This is a genomic window from Neisseria subflava (assembly GCF_003044935.1).
In the GTDB taxonomy this organism is placed as follows: Bacteria; Pseudomonadota; Gammaproteobacteria; order Burkholderiales; family Neisseriaceae; genus Neisseria; species Neisseria subflava_E.
The window spans coordinates 413,354-436,213 of sequence record NZ_POXP01000001.1 but is presented as its reverse complement, the minus strand read 5'-3'; the positions used below and the strand labels follow the sequence as shown (position 1 = coordinate 436,213).

The window sequence follows — 22,860 nt, the reverse complement described above, 5'->3', positions numbered from 1 at the left end:
TTTTGATACACCACTCAAGGCCGTCTGAACACATCAGCGTTCAGACGGCCTTTCAAGAAATAAGATGTATTTTGTATTTTGGGCAGTTTCGCTTAGAATGCATGCTTTAATACCAGATGACACACTAAAAATCAGGAGTAAAAATCCATGTTGAAAAAATTCGTACTCGGCACCATCGCTGCAGTAGTTTTGGCTGCTTGCGGCGGAGAAGGCAGCAACTCAGCTTCTTCTGCACCGGCCCAATCCGGCGCGGCTTCCGGCTCACTGATTGAGCGTATCAACAACAAAGGCACCATCACTGTCGGCACAGAGGGCACTTACGCACCCTTCACCTACCACGACAAAGACGGCAAATTGACCGGCTACGATGTCGAAGTTACCCGCGCCGTTGCCGACAAATTGGGCGTAAAAGTCGAATTTAAAGAAACACAATGGGACTCCATGATGGCAGGTTTGAAAGCCGGCCGTTTCGACGTGGTTGCCAACCAAGTCGGCCTGACCAGCCCTGAGCGTCAAGCGACTTTTGATAAATCCGAGCCTTACAGCTGGAGCGGTGCCGTATTGGTTGCCCGTAAAGACAGCAACATCAAATCTATCAACGACATCAAAGGCGTGAAAACCGCACAATCCCTGACCAGTAACTATGGCGAAAAAGCCAAAGCTGCAGGCGCAGATTTGGTGGCTGTTGATGGTTTGGCGCAATCGTTGACCCTGATTGAACAAAAACGTGCCGACGCAACCCTGAACGACGAATTGGCGGTATTGGATTACCTGAAGAAAAACCCAAATGCCGGTGTAAAAATCGTTTGGTCTGCCCCGGCTGACGAAAAAGTCGGCTCCGGCTTGATTGTCAATAAAGGCAATGATGAAGCATTGGCTAAATTCAGCACAGCCATGACTGAACTGAAAGCCGACGGCACGCTGAAAAAACTGGGTGAACAATTCTTCGGAAAAGACATCAGTGTTAAATAATTTCCTTGCCTCTCTGCCGTTTATGACGGAAACACGTGCTGATATGCTCATCAGCGCGTTTTGGCCCATGGTTAAAGCCGGCTTCGCAGTGTCTTTGCCTTTGGCGATCGCTTCTTTCGTTATCGGCATGATTATTGCCGTAGCCGTTGCTTTGGTGCGAATCATGCCCTCCGGCGGCATTTTCCAAAAATGCTTGCTGAAGCTGGTGGAATTTTATATTTCCGTCATTCGCGGTACGCCGCTTTTGGTGCAGTTGGTCATCGTATTCTATGGTTTGCCTTCCGTCGGCATCTATATCGATCCGATTCCTGCCGCTATCATCGGCTTTTCGCTCAACGTCGGCGCATACGCTTCCGAAACCATACGCGCGGCAATTTTGTCCGTACCTAAAGGCCAATGGGAAGCAGGTTTCTCTATCGGTATGACCTATATGCAGACTTTCCGCCGCATTGTCGCACCGCAGGCATTCCGCGTTGCCGTACCACCTTTAAGCAACGAGTTTATCGGCCTGTTCAAAAACACCTCGCTTGCCGCAGTGGTAACGGTAACCGAGCTTTTCCGTGTTGCCCAAGAGACAGCAAACCGTACTTATGACTTTTTGCCCGTTTATATCGAAGCCGCATTGGTTTATTGGTGTTTCTGCAAAGTGCTGTTTTTGATTCAGGCGCGTTTGGAAAAACGTTTCGACCGCTATGTCGCCAAATAAGGAGTTGTCATGATTAAAATCCGCAATATCCATAAGACCTTTGGCGAAAATACCATTTTGCGCGGCATCGATTTGGATGTCGGCAAAGGACAGGTGGTTGTTATCCTAGGCCCGTCCGGCTCAGGTAAAACCACGTTTTTGCGCTGTTTAAATGCTTTGGAAATGCCAGAACAAGGTCAGATCGAGTTTGACAACGCGCAGCCGTTAAGCATCGATTTTTCCAAAAAACCAAGCAAACACGATATTTTGGCACTGCGCCGCAAGTCCGGCATGGTGTTTCAACAATACAACCTCTTTCCGCACAAAACTGCGTTGGAAAATGTTATGGAAGGGCCGGTTGCCGTACAAGGTAAGCCTGTCGCCAAAGCGCGTGAAGAGGCTGTCAAATTGCTTAAAAAAGTCGGTTTGGGCGATAAAATTGACCTCTACCCCTACCAGCTTTCCGGCGGTCAACAGCAGCGTGTCGGCATTGCCCGAGCATTGGCGATTCAGCCTGAACTGATGCTGTTTGACGAGCCGACTTCCGCGCTTGACCCTGAATTGGTGCAAGATGTTTTGGATACCATGAAGGAGTTGGCACAAGAAGGCTGGACCATGGTTGTCGTTACGCATGAAATCAAATTTGCCTTGGAAGTGGCAACCACCGTTGTCGTGATGGACGGCGGCGTTATTGTCGAACAAGGCAGCCCGCAAGATTTGTTCAATCATCCCAAACATGAGCGGACACAAAAATTCCTGCGCCAAATCCGTGCGGACAATGGCGATCTTCAAATTTAATTGAAACGACAGACAATTTGAAAGCCTTTCCGACCGTCATTTCATAAAGGCCGTCTGAATAAGTGAAATAGAAATCGTTGATTTCGTTTTCATACTTGTTCAGACGGCCTTTTATATGTCTTTTCAGGTAAAATAACGCCTTTCGTTTTACACCCTCTTGCCTGCCATCATGATAGAAATCAAAAAACTCACCCTGCAACGCGGTTTGAAAGTCCTGCTCGATAAAGCCGATGCCGTAATCAACCCCGGCCAACGCGTTGGTTTAATCGGTAAAAACGGTACGGGCAAATCCAGCCTGTTTGCGCTGATAAAAGGTGAAATCACACAAGATGGCGGCGAAATTCTTATTCCCAAAACATGGCGTCTGGCTTCTGTCTCTCAAGAAACGCCTGATTTAGATATTTCCGCTTTAGACTACGTTTTGCAAGGCGATGCCGAATTGCAGGCTTTTCAGACGGCCTTGACCCATGCAGAAGCGCAAAACGACGGCATGAGGCAAGCCGAATATCACGCCAAACTTGAAGAAATCGATGCCTATACCGCGCCGGCACGCGCCGCCAAACTGCTTAACGGCTTAGGTTTTGCGCAAGAAGAACATACCCGCCCCGTCAAATCCTTCTCCGGCGGCTGGCGTATGCGCCTCAACCTTGCCCAAGCGCTGATTTGTCGTGCCGATTTGTTGCTTTTGGACGAACCGACCAACCATTTGGATTTAGAAACCGTGTTGTGGCTGGAAAACCATCTCGCTTCCCTGCCCTGTACGCAAATCATCATCTCCCATGACCGCGACTTCTTGAATGCCACCACAACACAAACCATCGAACTGTCGCAACAAAAACTGACCCAATACGGCGGCAATTACGATTTCTATCAAGCCGAACGCGCCCAACGTCTGGCGCAACAACAAGCCGCCTACGTCAAACAGCAGGCGCAAATCAAACATCTGCAATCCTTTATCGACCGTTTCAAAGCCAAAGCCACAAAGGCCGTACAAGCCCAAAGCCGCATGAAGGCATTAGCCAAACTTGAGCGCATCGCCCCTGCGCATTTGGATAGCGAGTTTTCCTTTGAGTTTGCCAATCCGACCCACCTGCCCAATCCATTGTTAAAACTCGACCATGCCGACTTGGGCTATGGCAACAATACCGTTTTGCACGATATCACCTTGTCTCTGGAAAGCGGCGCACGTTACGGCCTGTTGGGCGTTAACGGCAGCGGTAAATCCACATTTATCAAAGCATTGGCAGGAAAAATCGATTTACTTTCCGGCAGCATCGTCCGCTCCGAAAAGCTCAATATCGGCTATTTTGCCCAGCACCAACTGGATACCTTACGTGCAGACCAAAGTCCGGTTTGGCATATCCAACAGCTTTCGCCCGAAGTCCGCGAACAGGAAATCCGCAACTTTTTAGGTGGTTTCAACTTTGTCGGCGATATGGCGGTTCAAAAGACCGAGCCTTTTTCGGGCGGTGAAAAAGCGCGGCTCGCCCTTGCCATGATTATCTGGCAAAAACCTAATCTGCTGCTGCTTGACGAACCGACCAACCACCTAGACTTGGATATGCGCCACGCCCTGACACTTGCCCTGCAAAGTTTCCAAGGCGCATTGATTGTTGTTTCGCACGACCGCAGCCTGCTTGAAGCGACTACCGACAGCTTCCTCCTTATCGACAAAGGCCGTCTGAACAACTTTGACGGCGATTTGAACGACTACCGTCAATGGCGGTTGGCACAAGAAAACGCTGCAACGGCCCCCGCCGCATCTGCACAAAGCCAAAGCCGCAAGGACACCAAGCGTATCGAGGCACAAATTCGTCAGGAAAAAGCCAAACGCAGCAAACCGATTCAGCAAAAAATCGACAAAGCCGAAAAAGAAATCGCACGATTGACTGATATTCAGACGGCCTGTGAAGCATTTTTGGCACAAGAATCTGCTTATTCAGAAGAAAATAAACCCAAATTGCAAGAGACACTCGCACAATTAACAGAAACTAAAGTAAAATTAACGCAACTGGAAGAAAACTGGCTGCAATGGCAGGAAGAGCTTGAGCAAATCCAAGTTGATGTCGAAGCCGAGTTTTCCCAATAAAAATAGAGCCATCAGGCCGTCTGAAAAAAAACACAATACGGAAAAACATGACTTCAACCATCAAACAAGCCGGATACTTCCTCGTATCCTCTTTCGTCTTGGGCATTTCTCTTCACGCAGCCGCCGCAGTTTATTCCTGCGGCAACGGCAGCTATACTTCCGAACCCAAATCCTCCTGCGCACAGGCCGAATTGCCTAAAATCAGCGGCCATCAAGGCAGCGGTTACCACCTCAACATCCGCAGCCTCAATGCCTCTGATGAACGCGCAAGTGCAAAGCCTAAGAAAAAGGCACGCGCGGAAAAATCCGATAAACAAGAGAAAAAAGCCGACAAACCGAGCAAAAACAAGAACGGTAAAAAAGCTAAAAAACAGCAGCCCATGCCGTCTGAACAAGAATAAAATGCTCAACTGCAACGAATCAGCCCTACCTGAATCATGAAAAAATATCTGCTTACCCTATCCCTGCTGCCGCTTGCTGTTTTCAACAGCCAAGCCCACGCCGCAAAAATCTACACCTGCGAAGTCAACGGCTCGATTGTCTATACCTCGCGCCCAAGCGGAAACTGCCAAGCCGTCAACGACTTGCCGATTGTCGGCAAATACAGCAGCAGCCGATACGATGCCCCGGTTAGCGATGCGCCTACACTCAATGCGCCGACATCACAAACTGCTCCGGCAAAAAGCAAAAATACAGCGGCAAAATCCAACAATAAGGCAACACCCAAACCTGCCCCTGTCCGCACCGCTTCTGAAACAGCTCCTCCTCCGGTTCCAAAATCCTCCGGCGTCAACAGTCGCCGTTCTATTTTGGAAACCGAGTTATCCAATGAACGCGCGGCTTTGGCCGATGCCAAAAAGCAACTGAGCCAAGCACGGACAGCCAAAGGCGGCAGCGTCAATCAACAGGCCATCAGCACATTGCAAGGTGCGGTTTTGGATAGGGAGAAAAATATTCAAGCCCTCCAGCGCGAACTGGGCAGAATGTAAGTCCAAATCAATCAAAACATCAGGCCGTCTGAACAGGTGGAAACGAAATCCAAAATTTTCGTCACGCCGAACAGACGGCCTGAATCCTAAAATGATTACGCCCGTTTCAATTTCTTGTGCCTAGTAAATACGGTATAATTTGCCCTTTACGCACATTACCTCCGGTCTTTTCAGACGGCCTTTATCTCATGACTGCAAAATCTTCTAAAACCCAAACAAAAAAACGCGTCTCTACCAAACCGGCAGCCAAACCGACCACACGCAAATCCACTAAAGCACAAACTCAAGCCGACAATAAAGTCTCCCAACGCCTGAAAGCCGCCAAAGAGCTGCAAAAAAACGAAGAAAAAAAAGCGCGTCCCGAGCATGTCGTCAACTTGATTAATGATGCTTTATGGCTGTTTGGCTTGGTTATCACCATTTATCTGGCCATTTCCCTGGCCAGCTTCAGCATGGACGATCCTGCATGGTCGCGCAGCGTTCCCAAAAGCAATGATGTTGCCAACCTCGGCGGCCTCTTTGGCTCCTATCTTTCCGATGTTGGATATTATCTGTTCGGCTTATCGTTTTGGTGGTGGATAGCCGCCTCTTGCGTTTTCCTCTACAAAAATTTCCGCCCCATGAAAAAGCAGGAAAACCACAAGCCCTACAATCATGGCGTAGCCGCTTTGGCATTGTTTCTCCTGCTGGTGTGCAGCCCGATTATCGAACACTTCCTGTTTGACAACGCATTAAGCGAATCCCTTCCCGTTGGCGCCGGCGGCTTGGTCGGCTTACTTGCGGGCTCAGGCTTGGCTTGGCTGTTGGGCAAATCAGGCAGCCTGTTGATTATGCTGGTGATGTTGCTGTTGTCCATTTCCCTGCTGGCTCAGGTGTCATGGTTGGAAGTCATGGCCAAATCCGGCAGCCATATGGGCGGCCTGTTTGGCAGCCTAATGAAAAAACTGTCTCAATTCCAAAATAAAAAAGAAGATGTCCACTCCGAAGCTTTGGAAACCCAAAATACGCGCCGCATGGTTAAAGAGGCCAAAACCATTACCGCCACCCCGGTTGCTCCGTTGGCAGGCAGCAGCAGCAACCGCAAAACCGTTGCCGTATCCGTTGCGCCGCCCCCTAAAATCCAAACTTCCCTGTTTGACGATACCGAGCCTAAAAACAACGGCGAATACCACAAACCCAACATGAACCTGTTGCGTATGCCGTCTAAAGAACCGGTTGCCGTCAATCCGGATGAATTGCAACAGACCGCAGAATTAATTGAAGCCAAACTGGCTGAATTTGGCATTGGCGTACAGGTTGTTTCCGCCACTTCCGGCCCTGTGATTACCCGCTACGAAATCGAACCGGCACAAGGTGTCAAAGGCAGCCAAATTGTCGCCCTGTCCAAAGATTTGGCGCGCTCAATGTCTCTGCAAGCGGTACGTATCGTAGAAACCATTGCCGGTAAAAACACCATGGGCATCGAATTACCCAATGAGAAACGCCAAGACGTGATGTTGAGTGAGATCCTCTCTTCTCCCGTGTTTACCGATGCCAAGTCCAAACTGACCGTTGCTTTGGGTAAAGATATTGCAGGTACGCCCGTTGTCGGCGACTTGGCAAAAATGCCTCATCTTTTGGTCGCAGGTATGACCGGATCGGGTAAATCCGTCGGCGTGAACGGCATGATTATGTCCATGCTCTTCAAAGCCTCGCCCGACGAAGTCCGCTTCATTATGATTGACCCGAAAATGCTGGAATTGAGCATTTACGACGGCATTCCACACCTGCTCTGCCCGGTTGTAACCGATATGCGCGAGGCAGGGCAAGCGTTAAACTGGTGCGTTGCCGAAATGGAAAAACGCTATCGCCTGCTTTCCCATGCCGGCGTGCGCAATCTGGACGGCTTCAACCAAAAAGTCGAACAGGCCAAAGCGGCAGGCAAGCCATTACTCAATCCGTTCAGCTTAAATCCCGATGATCCCGAGCCTCTGGAAAAACTGCCGTTGATTGTAGTCGTTATCGATGAGTTGGCTGACTTGATGATGACCGAACGCAAATCCGTCGAGCAGCAAATCGCACGCCTTGCCCAAAAAGCGCGTGCAGCAGGCATACACATGATTGTCGCCACCCAACGCCCAAGCGTTGATGTGGTTACCGGCCTGATTAAAGCCAACATTCCGACACGCATGGCCTTTACCGTACAAAGCAAAATCGACAGCCGCACCATTCTTGACCAAATGGGTGCGGACGAATTACTCAAATACGGCGACTCATTATTCCTGCAACCGGGTAGCGCAGAACCGACACGCCTGCAAGGTGCGTTTGTTTCCGATGATGAAGTGCATCAGGTCGTCAATTTCGTCAAAGAACAGGCTCCAACCAATTATGTGGAAGGTCTGCTCAGTGGCGAAGCGGCCATCGAAACCACCAATATTGTCAATCCGAATGCAAACAGCGATGAGCTATTCGATCAAGCCGTTGCCTTCGTATTGGAAAGCCGGAAAACTTCCATCTCCGCACTGCAACGCCAATTACGCATCGGCTACAACCGTGCCGCCAATTTGGTAGATGCGCTTGAAAATGCCGGAGTTCTCTCTCCGGCAGACATCAACGGCAGCCGACGGATTCTGGCTCAAAAAGACCAGCTGTAAAAAACAACAATATCGAAACGCAAAGGCCGTCTGAAAAGAATTCCCCACTTTTCAGACGGCCTTTTTATGTTATTCATGAAACATTGTGTTATACTAAGCAGCTAAATTTTGACCTTATGCACGCTTCCGAAATTCTTCGGAATACTGAGCAGAAGGATAACCGTTTAAACACAACAAATTTAAGGGCTTACGATGAGCGTAACTGTTGAAACTTTAGAAAATCTGGAACGCAAAGTAGTATTGTCTCTGCCTTGGTCCAAAATCAACGCAGAAACTGAGAAAAAACTGAAACAAACCCAACGCCGCGCAAAAATTGACGGCTTCCGTCCGGGTAAAGCACCGTTCAAAATGATTGCCCAAATATACGGCGCAAGCGCACAAAACGACGTTATCAACGAATTGGTACAACGCGAATTCTACGAAGTTGCCGTTGCCCAAGAATTGAAAGTTGCCGGTTACCCACGCTTTGAAGGCGTTGAAGAACAAGACGATCAAGAGTCTTTCAAAGTTGCCGCTATTTTTGAAGTTTTCCCTGAAGTAACTATTGGTGACCTGTCTGCCCAAGAAGTAGAAAAAGTTACTGCAACCGTTGGCGATGCCGAAGTTGACCAAACTGTAGAAATTCTGCGTAAACAACGCACCCGCTTCAACCATGTTGACCGCGAAGCCCAAAACGGCGACCGCGTCATCATCGACTTTGAAGGCAAAATCGACGGCGAACCTTTCGCTGGCGGCGCGTCTAAAAACTACGCTTTCGTATTGGGCGCAGGTCAAATGTTGCCTGAATTCGAAGCCGGTGTTGTCGGCATGAAAGCCGGTGAAAGCAAAGATGTTACCGTAAACTTCCCTGAAGACTACCACGGTAAAGATGTTGCCGGTAAATCTGCCGTATTCACCATCACTCTGAACAACGTTTCTGAAGCTACTTTGCCTGAAGTTAACGCTGACTTTGCTAAAGCTCTGGGTATTGAAGACGGCGACGTTGCCAAAATGCGTGAAGAAGTGAAGAAAAACGTCGGCCGCGAAGTTGAACGTCGCATCGGTGAACAAACCAAAGAATCTGTCATGAACGCCCTGCTCAAAGCGACTGACTTGCAAGTTCCTGTTGCTTTGGTCAACGAAGAAGCGGCCCGCTTGGCAAACGAAATGAAACAAAACTTCGTTAACCAAGGTATGGCTGACGCTGCCAACTTGGATCTGCCTTTGGATATGTTCAAAGAACAAGCAGAACGCCGCGTTGCCTTGGGTCTGATTTTGGCTAAATTGGTTGAAGAAAACAAACTTGAGCCAACTGAAGACCAAATCAAAGCCGTTGTTGCCAACTTCGCAGAAAGCTACGAAGATCCTCAAGAAGTTATCGACTGGTACTACGCAGAGCTTTCCCGCCTGCAAGGCCCGACTTCTTTGGCAGTAGAAAGCAACGTTGTTGATTTCGTTCTGAGCAAAGCTAAAGTAACCGAAAAAGCGCTGTCTTTTGACGAAGTAATGGGCGCACAAGCTTAATTGCTCCAAGGCCGTCTGAAACAGACAATCAAAAGCACCGAAGCGCTTTAAATGCTTTGGTGCTTTTCCAACATTAACAGGAGACAAAAATGTCCTTCGATTTCAATAATTACCTTGTCCCTACCGTTATCGAACAAAGCGGTCGCGGCGAGCGCGCATTCGACATCTACTCACGCCTTTTGAAAGAGCGCATCGTTTTCTTGATCGGCCCGGTGACAGACGAATCTGCCAACTTGGTTGTTGCGCAATTACTGTTCTTGGAAAGTGAAAACCCTGATAAAGATATCTTCTTCTATATCAACTCTCCGGGCGGTTCGGTTACTGCCGGTATGTCGATTTACGACACCATGAACTTCATCAAGCCTCATGTTTCTACTTTATGCTTGGGCCAAGCGGCAAGCATGGGAGCATTCCTGTTGTCCGCAGGCGAAAAAGGCAAACGCTTTGCCCTGCCAAACAGCCGCATCATGATTCACCAACCGCTCATCAGCGGCGGCTTGGCCGGTCAGGCTTCCGATATTGAAATTCACGCTAAAGAGCTGCTGAAAATCAAAGAGAAACTGAACCGCTTACTCGCCAAACATTGTGATCGCGATTTGGCCGACTTGGAACGCGATACCGACCGCGACAATTATATGTCTGCCGATGAAGCTAAAGAATATGGTTTGATTGACCAAGTTTTGGAAAACCGCGCCTCTCTGCAAGCCTAATCTTTATAGTTTTTAAATCAAAAGGCCGTCTGAAAAATATATATTCAGACGGCCTTTCTTCAATCTTACTTCGCGTTGTCTTTATTATTCACTTGAACCGGATACAGCAAAATCAAAGGATTGGCTTTCACTTGACTCCAGAAACTCTTCAGCAGATTACGCATACTGCCCAAACGCGTGCCTCGAGAACGGAGCGCAACGGCCAAAGCTAAAGAAAAGCTGACCACCAGATTCACCATACCGATTGCCAATACACTTGCCAAGCCAAGCATAAAAGTGAATATATCTGCATGACCGCTAATCGCGGCATAACCCAAATTTGCCGAAGAAAACGCCACATGGCGAATATCCAGCGGCAAGCCGAAAAGATGGCCGAAATAGCCGGTCATCCCCAAAAGCATACCGAAAATAAAATTGCCCATAAGCGAGCCGTAATGCTTATGAATATAAGCGGCCAAACGGCGGCGCGGCTGCGGACGCATGATTTTTCGTAAAAACGGATTAAACGGCAGGCGCTGACGCAGGTTCAGATAATCAGAACGGTTGTCAAAGAAGCCGGCAATAATCCCCGAGCAAAACAACCATACACCGGCAATAGCGGCATACCATAAGGTCGGCTGAGTAAAAATCTCAATAGATTTAAGCTGGTAGGCTGTAACCGCCTCATTCAACAAAGGCTGGCCATGCGTGTAAGCATAGCCCCAAGCGATCCCCGCCGCCAACAATACGGCAATCGATACATTGCCAAACACGGCAACACTTTGCGAACGACACACGTCAATCAGCAGTTTTGCCAATTTGTTGTCCACTGCTTTGCTGCCTTCATTTGAGTCCACCTGCTCGGCAAAGCTCGCCGCCGTCATAGCAGGCTGTTTGGTCGCAACGGTACAGTGCAGCATATGAATCAGCATAAAGCCTAAGCCGTAGTTAAGCCCGGCAAGGAATGAAGTAGTAAACTCGCCGAATCCCAAAGACGCAATATGGATTTTATTCAATGCCATCAAAGCAATAATTACACCGCCACCTGCTGCAGAATAAAACATTTTGAAATATTCACTACGGTTGCGCGTAATGTAATGCTCACCATGATGGCTTTTGTTTTCCGTAATACTGCGTGCCAGCATTCGGATACTGCTTTTACGCAAGTGGCTGGTGCTGTATTGCTCCACCGCCGCATAAATCATCGCATTCATCAGATTGATGGTTAAGCGGGTGCGGCTGCCGGTTTCAATTTGAATATTGGTCAACAGTTTCAGACGGCTGATAGTTTGCTGCAAACGCTCCAGCAAGTGCGCCACTTTCACTGATGAGCCAGACCCTGCTCCTGTACCACGACGACGCAGATACTCAATTTGCTTGTCGCACTGGTCAAACATGACCTCCAAGTGCGCCGTGTCGTAAGTTTCTTCACTGTGGCGATAGTGTTCTACCAATTTTGCAATTTCACGTTGTAAGGCAACAAATGCCGAATCTGCCTCCAACAAACGGGGGGCAATCCGTATTAAATCCGGCTCAATCGCTTCGGAAGCAATCCAAATAGACAGCATTTCTACTGCACGCAAACGGGCATCTGCCAACTGTCGGCTGGCCGTCTGAAGCAAAGTAGGATCCGCCTTACCCTGCAACAACTCATACATACTCAACCATTGGCGCAAACTCAAAGTTTGCAACCATTTATCATCGTTTTTCGAATGAAAAAGATATAAAAATACTTCGCGCAGATTGGAAAAGTCTTTATAAGACGGGCTGAAACGTTCGTAAATCCGTATGCCCATCTCCCGAGTAAAACTATGGCGCGAGAAAATACCCAGCTTAATCAGCGCAGGATAGATGTGAACTTTGGACAGCCAGGCATAGAAGCGCAGGCTGAATTGACGGCATAAAGCATCGTCTTGTTTTAAAGTAGATAAAATCAAATCGAAACGTTCGGAAGCCTGTTTTTTGCCTCCTCTGCGCAAAAATTTGATTAATGCATTGAGAATAAGAACAAAGTCGGTATCATTTAAGCGCTCCGACAAAATAATGTGAAGATTTTGATTAGTCAGTTTTTGCATTGTAGTATTATTACACAAAATGAGATATTTAGCAAGAACCTCGGCAAACAGGTCAGATTATATCGCATTCTTTGTCAACCTATAGAACAAGATTTTCAATTAATATTCTCTAGAATTCAATGAATAATCAAATTACATAACAAATATATGATGTGAATCAATAACTAAGAAAGGCCGTCTGAATTCTTTCAGACGGCCTTTTACAACAACATACTACATTGTTTTAACCTTATGCAAACAAGAGCTTACCATCCTCTTCTTTAACATGGATTGTGCTATCAGGTGCATATTTACCTTCAAGTAATGCTTTTGCCAGCGTATTTTCGATTTCTGACTGGATGGCGCGTTTGAGCGGACGGGCACCATACACAGGATCAAAACCGGCTTCGGCAATCAGATCCAAGGCAGCATCATCGACTTTCAGATGCAGATGTTGTGCTTCCAAACGTTTCTCCAAACCTTTAAGCTGGATTTTCGCAATGCTGCGGATATTGGCCTGATCCAAACCATGGAACACGACTACTTCGTCAATACGGTTGATCATTTCAGGACGGAAATGTTCTTTCACATCCTCCATCACAACTTCTTTCACCGCTTCGTAGTCCTGAGTACCCATTTGTTGGATATGTTGGCTACCGATGTTGGAAGTCATGACGATAACAGTATTTTTAAAGTCCACAGTGCGGCCTTGTCCATCGGTCAGGCGACCGTCATCCAATACTTGCAACAGGATGTTGAACACGTCTGGATGGGCTTTTTCCACTTCATCCAAAAGAATCACACTGTATGGTTTGCGGCGGACTTGCTCAGTCAGGTAACCGCCTTCTTCGTAGCCGACATAGCCCGGAGGCGCGCCGATTAAGCGGGCAACAGCATGTTTTTCCATGTATTCGGACATATCGATACGAATCAAATGATCTTCGCTGTCGAACAGGAAACCTGCCAATGCCTTACACAATTCGGTCTTACCCACACCAGTCGGGCCTAAGAACAGGAAGCTGCCATAAGGTTTATTCGGATCGGCCAAACCGGAACGGCTGCGGCGGATAGCGTCGGACACGGCACGCACGGCTTCGTCTTGACCAACCACGCGGCGGTGCAATACTTCTTCCATCTTCAGCAGCTTATCGCGTTCACCTTCCATCATTTTGGACACAGGGATACCGGTCATACGGGAAACGATTTCGGCCACTTCGTCCGCACCAACTTCGGTACGGAAGAGTTTGTTTTGTTTTTTGCCGTCGGGGTTACTTTCCGCAGCTTGCAACTGTGCGCCCAATTTAGGCAACTCACCGTATTCGAGTTCGGACGCACGGGCAAAATCGCCTTGACGTTTGGCCTGCTCGATTTTGACTTTGATGTCGTCCATCTGTTTTTTGATGTCGGCGGTGCTGGAAGAGGCGGCTTTTTCTGCTTTCCAGATTTCGTCCAAATCGGCGTATTCTTTTTGCAAGCCGTCGATTTCTTCGTCTATCAATTCCAGACGTTTCTTGCTGGCATCATCGCTTTCTTTGGCAACGTGCATTTTCTCCATTTTGAGCTGGATAATGCGACGGTCAAGTTTATCCATTTGCTCAGGTTTGCTGTCCAACTCCATTTTGATGCGGCTGGCTGCTTCATCGATCAAATCAATCGCTTTATCAGGCAGGAAGCGGTCGGTAATATAACGGTCGCTCAACTCCGCTGCGGCAACGATAGCAGGGTCGGTAATATCGATACCGTGGTGGATTTCATAACGCTCTTGCAAACCGCGTAAAATAGCGATGGTATCCTCCACGCTTGGCTCGCCAACCAATACTTTTTGGAAACGGCGTTCGAGTGCCGCGTCTTTTTCGATGTATTGACGGTATTCATCCAAAGTGGTCGCACCGATACAGTGCAATTCGCCGCGCGCCAAAGCCGGTTTCAACATATTGCCCGCATCCATTGCGCCGTCGGTTTTGCCCGCGCCGACCAAAGTATGGATTTCATCAATGAAAATCAGAGTGTTACCGTCATCTTTAGCCAAGTCGTTCAACACGCCTTTCAAGCGTTCTTCAAATTCGCCACGGTATTTCGCGCCGGCAATCAAAGCCGCCAAATCCAAAACCAGCAGGCGTTTGTTACGCAGGGATTCAGGCACTTCGCCGTTAACAATACGTTGCGCCAAACCTTCAACAATAGCGGTTTTACCCACACCAGGCTCACCAATCAGCACAGGGTTGTTTTTGGTACGGCGTTGCAATACCTGAATTGCACGACGAATTTCATCATCACGACCAATAACAGGGTCGAGCTTGCCGTCTCGGGCGCGTTGAGTCAGGTCGAGTGTGTATTTTTTCAAAGCATCGCGTTGGTCTTCGGCATTCGCATCGTTCACGTTTTGTCCTCCTCGTACCGCATCGATCGCGGCATTGATATTTTGTTCGGTCGCACCGGCTTCTTTCAGGATTTTGCCGGTCGCATCGTTCTGTTGTACCAAGGCAAGCAGGAAAAGTTCGCTGGCGATATAGGCATCGCCGCGTTTGGTTGCAGCCTTATCCATCAGGTTTAACACAGCTTGCAGCTCACGGCTAGGCATAATGTCGCCACCTTGACCGGATACTTTTGGCAAGCTGCTCAAATGTTGCTGCAAACGTTGTTTTACTTGAGGCACATTCACACCTGCATGAGCAAGTAACGCAGCGGCACCACTGTTTTGATCGTCAAGCAACGCTTTTAAGATAAAGCCGGCCTCAAGGTAGCTGCTGTCCGCAACCAAAGCCAAACTTTGACCTTCTTGCAAAGCTTGCTGAAATTTGGCAGTCAATTTATCAAATCTCATTTTAAGTTCCTCTTCAAATATATTCTGTTAGAGCCTATATAAGCGCAAATGTGGATAACTCAATAGCTATTTACTCCATTAACCAAAAATTTTTATTACCTTATTGTTTTATAAAGTTTTATTTTTATAATTTTATGTGTATAACTTTATTATCCAGTTACCCTTTACTCAAAAGGCCGTCTGAAAAATCAAGAATAATCAGGTATAATCGGCACCATATTTATTTTCAGACGGCCTTTGTGCCGAAGGATACTTTCATGAGCAAAAAACGAGTTTTAACAGGCGTTACCACAACAGGTATTCCACACTTGGGCAACTATGTCGGTGCCATCCGCCCGGCTATCCGCGCAGCACAAGATTCCAATACCGAATCATTCCTCTTTTTGGCCGACTATCACGGCATCATCAAATGTCATGAGCCAGAAATGATTCATCAATCTACTCAAGCTGTTGCCGCCACATGGCTCGCCTGCGGACTCAACCCTGAACAGACCACTTTCTACCGTCAAAGCGATATTCCCGAAGTAATGGAGTTGAACTGGATTCTGACCTGTATCACCGCAAAAGGCCTGATGAACCGCGCCCACGCTTATAAAGCCGCAGTACAGGCAAATACCGAAAACGGTCAGGAAGATCCGGATCATGGCGTGGAAATGGGCCTGTACAGCTACCCTATCCTCATGACTGCCGACATTCTTATGTTCAATGCCCATGAAGTACCGGTCGGTCGCGACCAAATCCAACACGTTGAAATGGCTCGCGATATTGCCGGCCGCTTCAACCACCGCTTCCAAGAACTCTTCACCCTGCCAGAAGTGAAAATCGACGAAAATGTCGAACTCTTGGTCGGCTTGGACGGACGCAAAATGTCCAAATCCTACGGCAACACCATTCCGCTTTGGGAAAACGACAAGAAGACCCAAAAATCGGTTAACAAAATCATCACCAATATGAAAGAACCCGGCGAGCCGAAACAGACTGATGAAAGTCCTCTGTTTGAAATCTACAAAGCCTTCTCCACGCCGTCTGAAACTGCCGAGTTCACGCAAATGCTGGCCGAAGGCCTTGCTTGGGGTGAGGCTAAGAAACTCTTGGGTACAAAAATCAATGCCGAACTCGCAGAACCCCGCGAGCGTTACAATGAGTTAACAGCCAAACCCTCTCAAATTGAAGACATTTTGCAGGCCGGCGCACAAAAAGCGCGTAAAGAAGCACGCGAATTGTTGGATAAAGTACGCGATGCAGTAGGTATTCGTCCGTTGAAATAATAATAGTAAGGCCGTCTGAATATTTCAGACGGCCATAATATCGTTTATCATTTGAAATATAATCGTTTTCTAGGGTTTCTCATATGAAAAAAACCTTCCCCCTTATCTTACTCAGCCTGTCTTTGGCTGCCTGCGGCGGTAAATCTGAAGATACTGTAGCCAATGATGCTGCTTCAGGCAAAGCACCCAAGCCTACCTTCAAAGTTAAATATATCGATGAACAAGCCATATCCGGTTTGGATTTGGGTACAGCACAAGAAGGCGAAACCAAAGAAGGCAAAAAACAACGTACCTACCCGATTAACGGCATAGAGGGTGGTGTCATTAATCTGATTGGCAAGCACCCTACCGACTTAGAAGTCATCAGCGGCCAATGCATGGAAAAAAATGAAAAAGGTGTTCCAGCCGGCTGGTCAGCCAACGGCGTCTGCCACACTGCCTTTGCAAAAATGGTGGACAATATTGCCCAAGACGGCAGCAAGCTGACTGACTATTTGATTTCACACGCTGCTTTACAGCCTTATACCGAAGGCAAAAGCGGTTATGCTGCCGTCCAAAACGGCCGCTATATTTTAGAAATTGACAGCGAAGGCATGTTCTATTTCCGCCGCCGTCATTACTAAACCCCTGACCATCCTATTTTCCCCCTGACACAAGGACTGAATCATGGCCCAAGTTACTTTCCAAGGCTCACCTATTTCTACAAACGGCAATTTGCCTGCCATCGGCCAGGTTGCACCTGATTTCACATTGGTAGCAGCAGACCTATCTGAGAAATCATTGGCTGACTTTGCAGGCAAACGCAAAGTGCTGAATATTTTCCCCAGCATTGACACCGGCGTATGCGCCCAGTCCGTCCGCACTTTCAACAAACATGCCTCGTCTTTGGATAATACCGTTATTTTGTGCATTTCTGCCGATTTACCGTTTGCACAAGCCCGTTTCTGCGGCGCAGAAGGTTTGGAAAATGTAGTGACACTTTCCACATTCCGCAGCAGCTTTTCTAACGATTACGGTGTTACACTGACAGAAAGCCCATTACGCGGCCTGACTGCCCGCGCAGTGGTGGTTTTGAACGAGCAAAACCAAGTTCTCCACGCTGAGTTGGTTTCTGAAATTGCAAATGAGCCTGACTACGAAGCGGCTTTGGCTGTTTTGTAATTAACCAAATAAAATTAGGCCGTCTGAAAATTTTCAGACGGCCTGAGACCTTTAGCTTATCTTCAAAATAAAAACGGTAGCTTAAAAGCTACCGTTTTCTGTTTCAAGCCTTATACAGATTTATCTGTTTTGTCTGCTTCTACTGACTCAGTATTCTGAACCTCATTTTGCTCAACAGGTTCAACAGCTTCAGCAACAGGTGCTTCAGGCTCTTCTACTTTGTCATCGCGGACATTGTGGCTGTAATCCTTAGGTGGACTAGGCTGTTTACCGGCCATAATTTCCAAAACTTGGTCTCGATCGATGGTTTCCCAATCCATCAGTGCCTTGCACATGGTTTCCATCTTATCGCGATTTTCATCCAAGATTTTGTAAGCCACTTGGTATTGCTCATCCAAAATACGGCGGATTTCCGCATCGATATCTTGTTGGGTTTTCTCGGAAATATTTTGAGAACGGGTTACGCTGCGACCCAAGAATACCTCACCTTCGTTCTCAGCATAAACCATCACACCCATTTTGTCGCTCATACCATAACGCGTTACCATCTCGCGTGCCATTTGAGTTGCACGCTCGAAGTCGTTAGATGCGCCGGTAGAAATACGGCCAATAAAAATATCTTCAGCAATACGGCCACCAAACAAGATTGAGAGCTGGCTCAGCATTTGGTCTTTGTACATACTGATGCGGTCACGCTCAGGCAGTTGCCAAGTCAAACCCAATGCACGGCCACGAGGCATAATGGTTACCTTGTGAACCGGATCGGTAAACGGCAGGCTTTCCGCTACGATTGCATGACCGGCCTCATGATAGGCTGTCGCACGTTTTTCATCTTCGTGCATTACCATACTGCGACGCTCCGGACCCATGTAGATTTTGTCTTTAGCATCTTCAAAGTCGCTTTGATCGACTTTAACTTTATTACGACGACCGGCAAACAAAGCTGCTTCATTGACCAAGTTTGCCAAATCCGCACCTGAAAAACCAGGTGTACCGCGAGCTAAAGAAGTTAAATCTACGGATGCATCCAAAGGTACTTTTTTAGCGTGTACTTTCAAGATTTGCTCACGGCCACGGATATCAGGCAATGGAACAACGACTTGACGGTCAAAACGGCCCGGACGCTGCAACGCAGGGTCAAGTACATCAGGGCGGTTGGTTGCTGCAATCACAATAACGGTTTGATTACTTTCAAAACCATCCATTTCAACCAATAATTGGTTTAATGTTTGCTCACGCTCATCATTGCCACCGCCCAAACCGGCACCGCGCTGACGGCCGACAGCATCAATTTCATCGATAAAGATGATACATGGCGCGTTTTTCTTGGCCTGCTCGAACATATCGCGGACACGGCTCGCGCCGACACCGACAAACATTTCTACGAAGTCAGAACCTGAAATACTGAAGAATGGCACACCGGCCTCACCAGCAATCGCTTTGGCCAGTAATGTTTTACCTGTACCAGGGCTACCGGCCAACAAAATACCGCGCGGTACGCGACCACCCAGGCTTTGGTAACGGTTAGGCGATTTCAGGTAATCCACGATTTCTTGTACTTCTTCTTTTGCCTCATCACAACCGGCAACATCAGCAAAAGTCACTTTATTGGAATCTTTGTCCAACAAACGTGCACGGCTCTTACCAAAAGAGAATGCGCCGCCTTTACCGCCACCGCCGCTTTGCATGCGCATGAAGTAGAACCATGCACCAATCAACAACAAAACAGGCAGCAGGCTGTAAAACAGACTGGCCAGCATGCTTGGTTTTTCTTCCGGAGTCACTTTGACGCGTACTTTGTTGTCCAACAGTGTTTTAACCAAGTTGTCATCCAAAGGCGCATTGGTATAGAAGGCAGTTTTATCGGTGCGCTCACCTTTAATCAGATAGCCGCTGACAACAGATCCTTCAATATTGACATTGGATACTTCGCCACTATTAACTTGCTGAATAAATTGAGAATATTCGATTTGCTGTTTATCTTCCTGCTTATCGCTGAGCGCATTGAATGCTGCTAAAAGCATAGCACCACCCACTACCCAGACTAATATGTTTTTAATGGTATTCCCCACTGAACAGGCTCCATGGTTACAAAATAAATAAAATCAAGGGAAAGAATTTTAAAGCACCCACCCTACATTGTCAGCGTTTATTTTTACCTAATAGGTAAATCTCACTGGAACGATTGCGGGAAGCATCCGGCTTTCGAGTTTGTACACTGGCAAAAATTTCGCGCATAGCCGCCGTATACTCCTGATAACCCGCACCTTGAAACACCTTCACTAAAAAACTGCCTCCGGTTTTCAAATGTTGGGAGGCAAAATCTAAAGCCAGTTCACACAAATAAAAACTGCGTGCCTGGTCTGTTACGGCATTGCCTGACATATTGGGTGCCATATCGCAGATTACAAGGTCTAACGGACGATTATCCAATAAGGCTTCAAACTGCTCCAAAACAGCATCTTCCCTAAAGTCGCCCTGGATAAACGACACACCATCAATCGCATCCATCGGTAAAATATCCAAAGCGAACACTGCCCCTGTTTTACCGACCAGCTTGGCCGCTACCTGTGACCAACTTCCCGGCGCGCTACCCAAATCCGCCAAAACCGTACCTGGCTTGATTAATTTATCTTTTTGATTGATTTCCAATAATTTATAAGCCGCTCTGGCACGATATCCGTCCTTTTGTGCCATATGGACATAATGATCGTTGACGTGCTCATGCAGCCATGCTTTTGAAGATTTTGAGCGTACAGCCATCTTGATTTGAAATGCTTAAGTTAAAATCAGCATTGTACGTTATTTCCCCCGTAAATGTTCTAAATCGCGTACAATATAGCCATTATTCTTTTTAATTGGATACTTATTAATATGAGCGACAACAAATTAAGCACCAAAGAAATTTTGGCATTGAAAGCCCAAGCACACCACCTTCATCCCGTTGTTATTGTTGGCCAACAAGGTTTGACCGACTCCGTCATTAAAGAAACCGACGCCGCATTGACAGCACACGAATTGATTAAAGTCCGTGTTTTTGGCGATGACCGTGCAGAACGTATTGAAATTTGCAATACCCTGTGTGAAACACTGGGTGCTCAACTGGTGCAACATATTGGCAAATTACTTGTTTTGTGGCGTAAAAAACCGGACGATAAATAATTTAAAGTGAATAAACAGCAGAAGTATTTTCTCAACCCACTTTATCACATGCCTCTGTTGTATTTATGCAGCATAAGACAAATTATTCCATTATTCTAAGTATAAAAATACAAATACGGTTGCCTGTTTTTGTAAATAACCTCAAAATTACAAAATCATAACGGCCGCACCCTGTCGGCCGATTATTTTATTCTTAATCCTTCACAAAATATAAAAGCAAACCGATGAATGCTCAACAATATGAAGAATCTTTTCTTCTGGCAGAAAAATTAATCACTCAAGACCCACCTGACTTTGCACGGGCCATCCCATTGCTCTGCGAAGCAGCAGAAGCCGGGCATGTTGAGGCTGCATTTCAGCTGGCAGGATGCCTGATCGAACACCACGAAAATGCACAAGATTTGGCAATTGCAGTTGAATATTTAAAGCAAGCTGCAAGAGCTGGTCATCCATACGCCCGCTATAATCTTCTCCAATTACAAGAAAATAATGGAATAGAAGTAGAAAAGCTCATCGCAGCCTATCAAGAGCTTGCCGAAGAAGGATTGGCTCCTGCCCAACTGCGCCTGATGCGTTTATATGCAGACAATGGCAATGACCAAGAAGCAGTCAAATGGGCACTGAAAGCTGCCGAACAACAAAATCCTCAGGCACAATACTTCTTAGCCCAGCATTACCAATATTCCAGCTCTCCTGATTTGGAATATTCCCATAAACTTTATCAGCAATCCGCTGCACAGGGATTTATTGCGGCACACTGGCAACTCGGCCTTCAATACAAATTGGGGCAAGGTGTTGCACAAAACCCTGAAAAAGCAATCGAACATTTGCGTATTGCCGCCGATTACGACATTGTTCCAGCGCAAACTTCTCTTGCAGAACTCTTAGCCGTATCAAATCCTGCTGAAGCATTGGAATGGTTTGAAAAAGCTGCCGAACAAGGTGACAGCAATGCGCATGTAGCACTTGCCGAAATCTATCTTCTGGGTAAAAACACCGAACGAGACCCTCAAAAGGCCTATCAGCATGCTAAATTGGCTGCAGATCAAAATGACCCGGAAGGATTGCGTCTTTTAGGCGATATCCATCGCTACGGATTGGGACGAGCAGTTGATGCAGACACCGCGCGTCAATATTATCAACGCTCGGCTGATTTAGGTAATCTTGTCGCTTACCAAAAACTTCTGTCTGACAGCGCATTGAATAACCAGCAAAACTATCAGCTGACGAAAGAAATCGCCCTCCAACGTCAGGAAGCTGAACGTCTTTACAAGCTGGCATTTGCAGCGCACTATGGCTTAAAACGCCAACAAAATTATGCTGAAGCACTGGAGCTATACCTTCAGTCTGCAGAACGAGGACACAGTAAATCACAAACCAATCTTGGCATGATGTATTACAGCGGACAAGGTGTACCTGTCGATTATGCCCAAGCGGCGAAATGGTTTGAGGCAGCAGCCAAACAAAGGGATACAATGGCTCAATATAATCTTGCCTGTCTGTATTACCACGGCCTGGGTGTAGAGAAAGACATCAATAATGCATGTTTTTGGCTGCAAGAAGCCATCCAACATGGACATGAGCAGCAAGATGTTCTCAAAGAGCTTTTAGCTCAATGGAAGCAATTTGCTCAAAAATCCTCTGCAGTTTAAAGGCCGTCTGAAATTCTCAGACTACTAACAAATGACATGCCAGCTATTCAACCAGCCTGTGCATGTCATTTTTTAATTTTCCCTTCCTCAATCATCGTCCTCTTAAAATTTCACTCTTTCTTAACCTCTTCCAAAATCTTCAGACGGCCCATTCGCTTGTAAAAAATAACACGGTCTGAATTTTCTTTTTCAAACTCAAAGTTTAAATTTAATTTTCGATTTTAGACAAATTTTGAAAATTAATTTTCGTATTTGATTTTTTTCATCCAAACAACAGAGACTTTTACCGTGTCTGTTTAATATTCTAATTTTAAAACCATCATAAGGGCACTTTTAAAAATTATCAATTCAACCTCTACCCTCCTATTAATATCAACAGCG

17 protein-coding genes and 2 pseudogenes are annotated in these 22,860 nt (G+C 47.0%); 15 read left to right on the top strand and 4 right to left on the bottom strand.

Annotation, left to right across the window (positions count from 1 at the left end; translation table 11 throughout):
- Nucleotides 1-147: 147 nt before the first annotated feature.
- The 10 genes and pseudogenes from DBY95_RS02120 to clpP all read left to right on the top strand — a co-directional run bounded on the left by DBY95_RS02120 (nt 148) and on the right by clpP (nt 10,379).
- Nucleotides 148-972: an amino acid ABC transporter substrate-binding protein gene (locus DBY95_RS02120; protein ID WP_107723216.1), complete on the top strand. Its 825-nt coding sequence runs from the start codon at nt 148-150 to the stop codon at nt 970-972.
- A complete protein-coding gene (locus DBY95_RS02115; protein WP_049336124.1) occupies nt 962-1,678 on the top strand; it encodes an amino acid ABC transporter permease in 717 nt (238 codons plus the stop codon). Before DBY95_RS02120 ends, DBY95_RS02115 begins: the two co-directional genes overlap by 11 nt.
- A gap of 9 nt (nt 1,679-1,687) precedes the next feature.
- A complete protein-coding gene (locus tag DBY95_RS02110; RefSeq protein ID WP_070826255.1) occupies nt 1,688-2,455 on the top strand; it encodes an amino acid ABC transporter ATP-binding protein in 768 nt (255 codons plus the stop codon).
- Nucleotides 2,456-2,624: 169 nt separating this feature from the next.
- Nucleotides 2,625-4,544: an ATP-binding cassette domain-containing protein gene (locus DBY95_RS02105; protein ID WP_107723215.1), complete on the top strand. Its 1,920-nt coding sequence runs from the start codon at nt 2,625-2,627 to the stop codon at nt 4,542-4,544.
- A gap of 47 nt (nt 4,545-4,591) precedes the next feature.
- On the top strand, nt 4,592-4,945 hold the full coding sequence (locus DBY95_RS02100; RefSeq protein WP_070826253.1) for a nucleolar protein: 354 nt from the start codon (nt 4,592-4,594) through the stop codon (nt 4,943-4,945).
- A 36-nt stretch (nt 4,946-4,981) separates the two neighbouring features.
- Nucleotides 4,982-5,533, top strand: a complete 552-nt coding sequence (locus DBY95_RS02095) for a hypothetical protein (RefSeq protein WP_070765493.1) — start codon at nt 4,982-4,984, stop codon at nt 5,531-5,533.
- A gap of 188 nt (nt 5,534-5,721) precedes the next feature.
- Nucleotides 5,722-6,424: pseudogene (locus DBY95_RS10780) on the top strand (DNA translocase FtsK 4TM domain-containing protein); the annotation flags it as partial.
- A gap of 101 nt (nt 6,425-6,525) precedes the next feature.
- Nucleotides 6,526-8,166, top strand: a pseudogene (locus DBY95_RS02090) (DNA translocase FtsK); the annotation flags it as partial.
- A 192-nt stretch (nt 8,167-8,358) separates the two neighbouring features.
- On the top strand, nt 8,359-9,669 hold the full coding sequence (tig, locus tag DBY95_RS02085) for a trigger factor (protein ID WP_107723213.1): 1,311 nt from the start codon (nt 8,359-8,361) through the stop codon (nt 9,667-9,669).
- A gap of 89 nt (nt 9,670-9,758) precedes the next feature.
- The gene (gene clpP / locus DBY95_RS02080) at nt 9,759-10,379 is read left to right on the top strand and encodes an ATP-dependent Clp endopeptidase proteolytic subunit ClpP (RefSeq protein ID WP_003683589.1); all 621 of its coding nucleotides are present in this window, start codon (nt 9,759-9,761) and stop codon (nt 10,377-10,379) included.
- Between the two features lie 65 nt (nt 10,380-10,444).
- Here the strand turns inward: clpP and DBY95_RS02075 are convergent, their stop codons facing one another.
- The gene (locus DBY95_RS02075; RefSeq protein ID WP_107723212.1) at nt 10,445-12,433 is read right to left on the bottom strand and encodes a site-specific recombinase; all 1,989 of its coding nucleotides are present in this window, start codon (nt 12,431-12,433) and stop codon (nt 10,445-10,447) included.
- Between the two features lie 229 nt (nt 12,434-12,662).
- Nucleotides 12,663-15,236, bottom strand: a complete 2,574-nt coding sequence (gene clpB, locus DBY95_RS02070) for an ATP-dependent chaperone ClpB (protein ID WP_107723211.1) — start codon at nt 15,234-15,236, stop codon at nt 12,663-12,665.
- 257 nt (nt 15,237-15,493) lie between these two features.
- Here clpB and trpS point away from each other — a divergent pair, with 257 nt between their 5' ends.
- The 3 genes from trpS to tpx all read left to right on the top strand — a co-directional run bounded on the left by trpS (nt 15,494) and on the right by tpx (nt 17,665).
- On the top strand, nt 15,494-16,504 hold the full coding sequence (gene trpS, locus DBY95_RS02065) for a tryptophan--tRNA ligase (protein WP_107723210.1): 1,011 nt from the start codon (nt 15,494-15,496) through the stop codon (nt 16,502-16,504).
- Between the two features lie 83 nt (nt 16,505-16,587).
- On the top strand, nt 16,588-17,127 hold the full coding sequence (locus tag DBY95_RS02060) for a hypothetical protein (protein WP_107723209.1): 540 nt from the start codon (nt 16,588-16,590) through the stop codon (nt 17,125-17,127).
- A 43-nt stretch (nt 17,128-17,170) separates the two neighbouring features.
- On the top strand, nt 17,171-17,665 hold the full coding sequence (gene tpx, locus DBY95_RS02055; protein WP_107723208.1) for a thiol peroxidase: 495 nt from the start codon (nt 17,171-17,173) through the stop codon (nt 17,663-17,665).
- Nucleotides 17,666-17,775: 110 nt separating this feature from the next.
- Here tpx and ftsH read toward each other — a convergent pair whose 3' ends face one another.
- Together ftsH and DBY95_RS02045 are read right to left on the bottom strand one after the other, a co-directional pair.
- The gene (gene ftsH, locus DBY95_RS02050) at nt 17,776-19,737 is read right to left on the bottom strand and encodes an ATP-dependent zinc metalloprotease FtsH (RefSeq protein ID WP_107723207.1); all 1,962 of its coding nucleotides are present in this window, start codon (nt 19,735-19,737) and stop codon (nt 17,776-17,778) included.
- 70 nt (nt 19,738-19,807) lie between these two features.
- Nucleotides 19,808-20,428 carry an RlmE family RNA methyltransferase gene (locus tag DBY95_RS02045; protein ID WP_107723206.1) on the bottom strand — a complete coding sequence of 207 codons (621 nt, stop codon included), beginning with the start codon at nt 20,426-20,428 and terminating at the stop codon, nt 19,808-19,810.
- A gap of 111 nt (nt 20,429-20,539) precedes the next feature.
- On the opposite strand from DBY95_RS02045, the gene yhbY reads away from it, so the two are divergent.
- Nucleotides 20,540-20,827, top strand: coding sequence for a ribosome assembly RNA-binding protein YhbY (yhbY, locus tag DBY95_RS02040; protein ID WP_107723205.1), 288 nt, complete (start codon nt 20,540-20,542; stop codon nt 20,825-20,827).
- A 224-nt stretch (nt 20,828-21,051) separates the two neighbouring features.
- Entirely contained in the window at nt 21,052-22,479 is a 1,428-nt protein-coding gene (locus DBY95_RS02035; RefSeq protein ID WP_107723204.1) for a tetratricopeptide repeat protein, read from the top strand.
- Nucleotides 22,480-22,860: the final 381 nt, after the last annotated feature.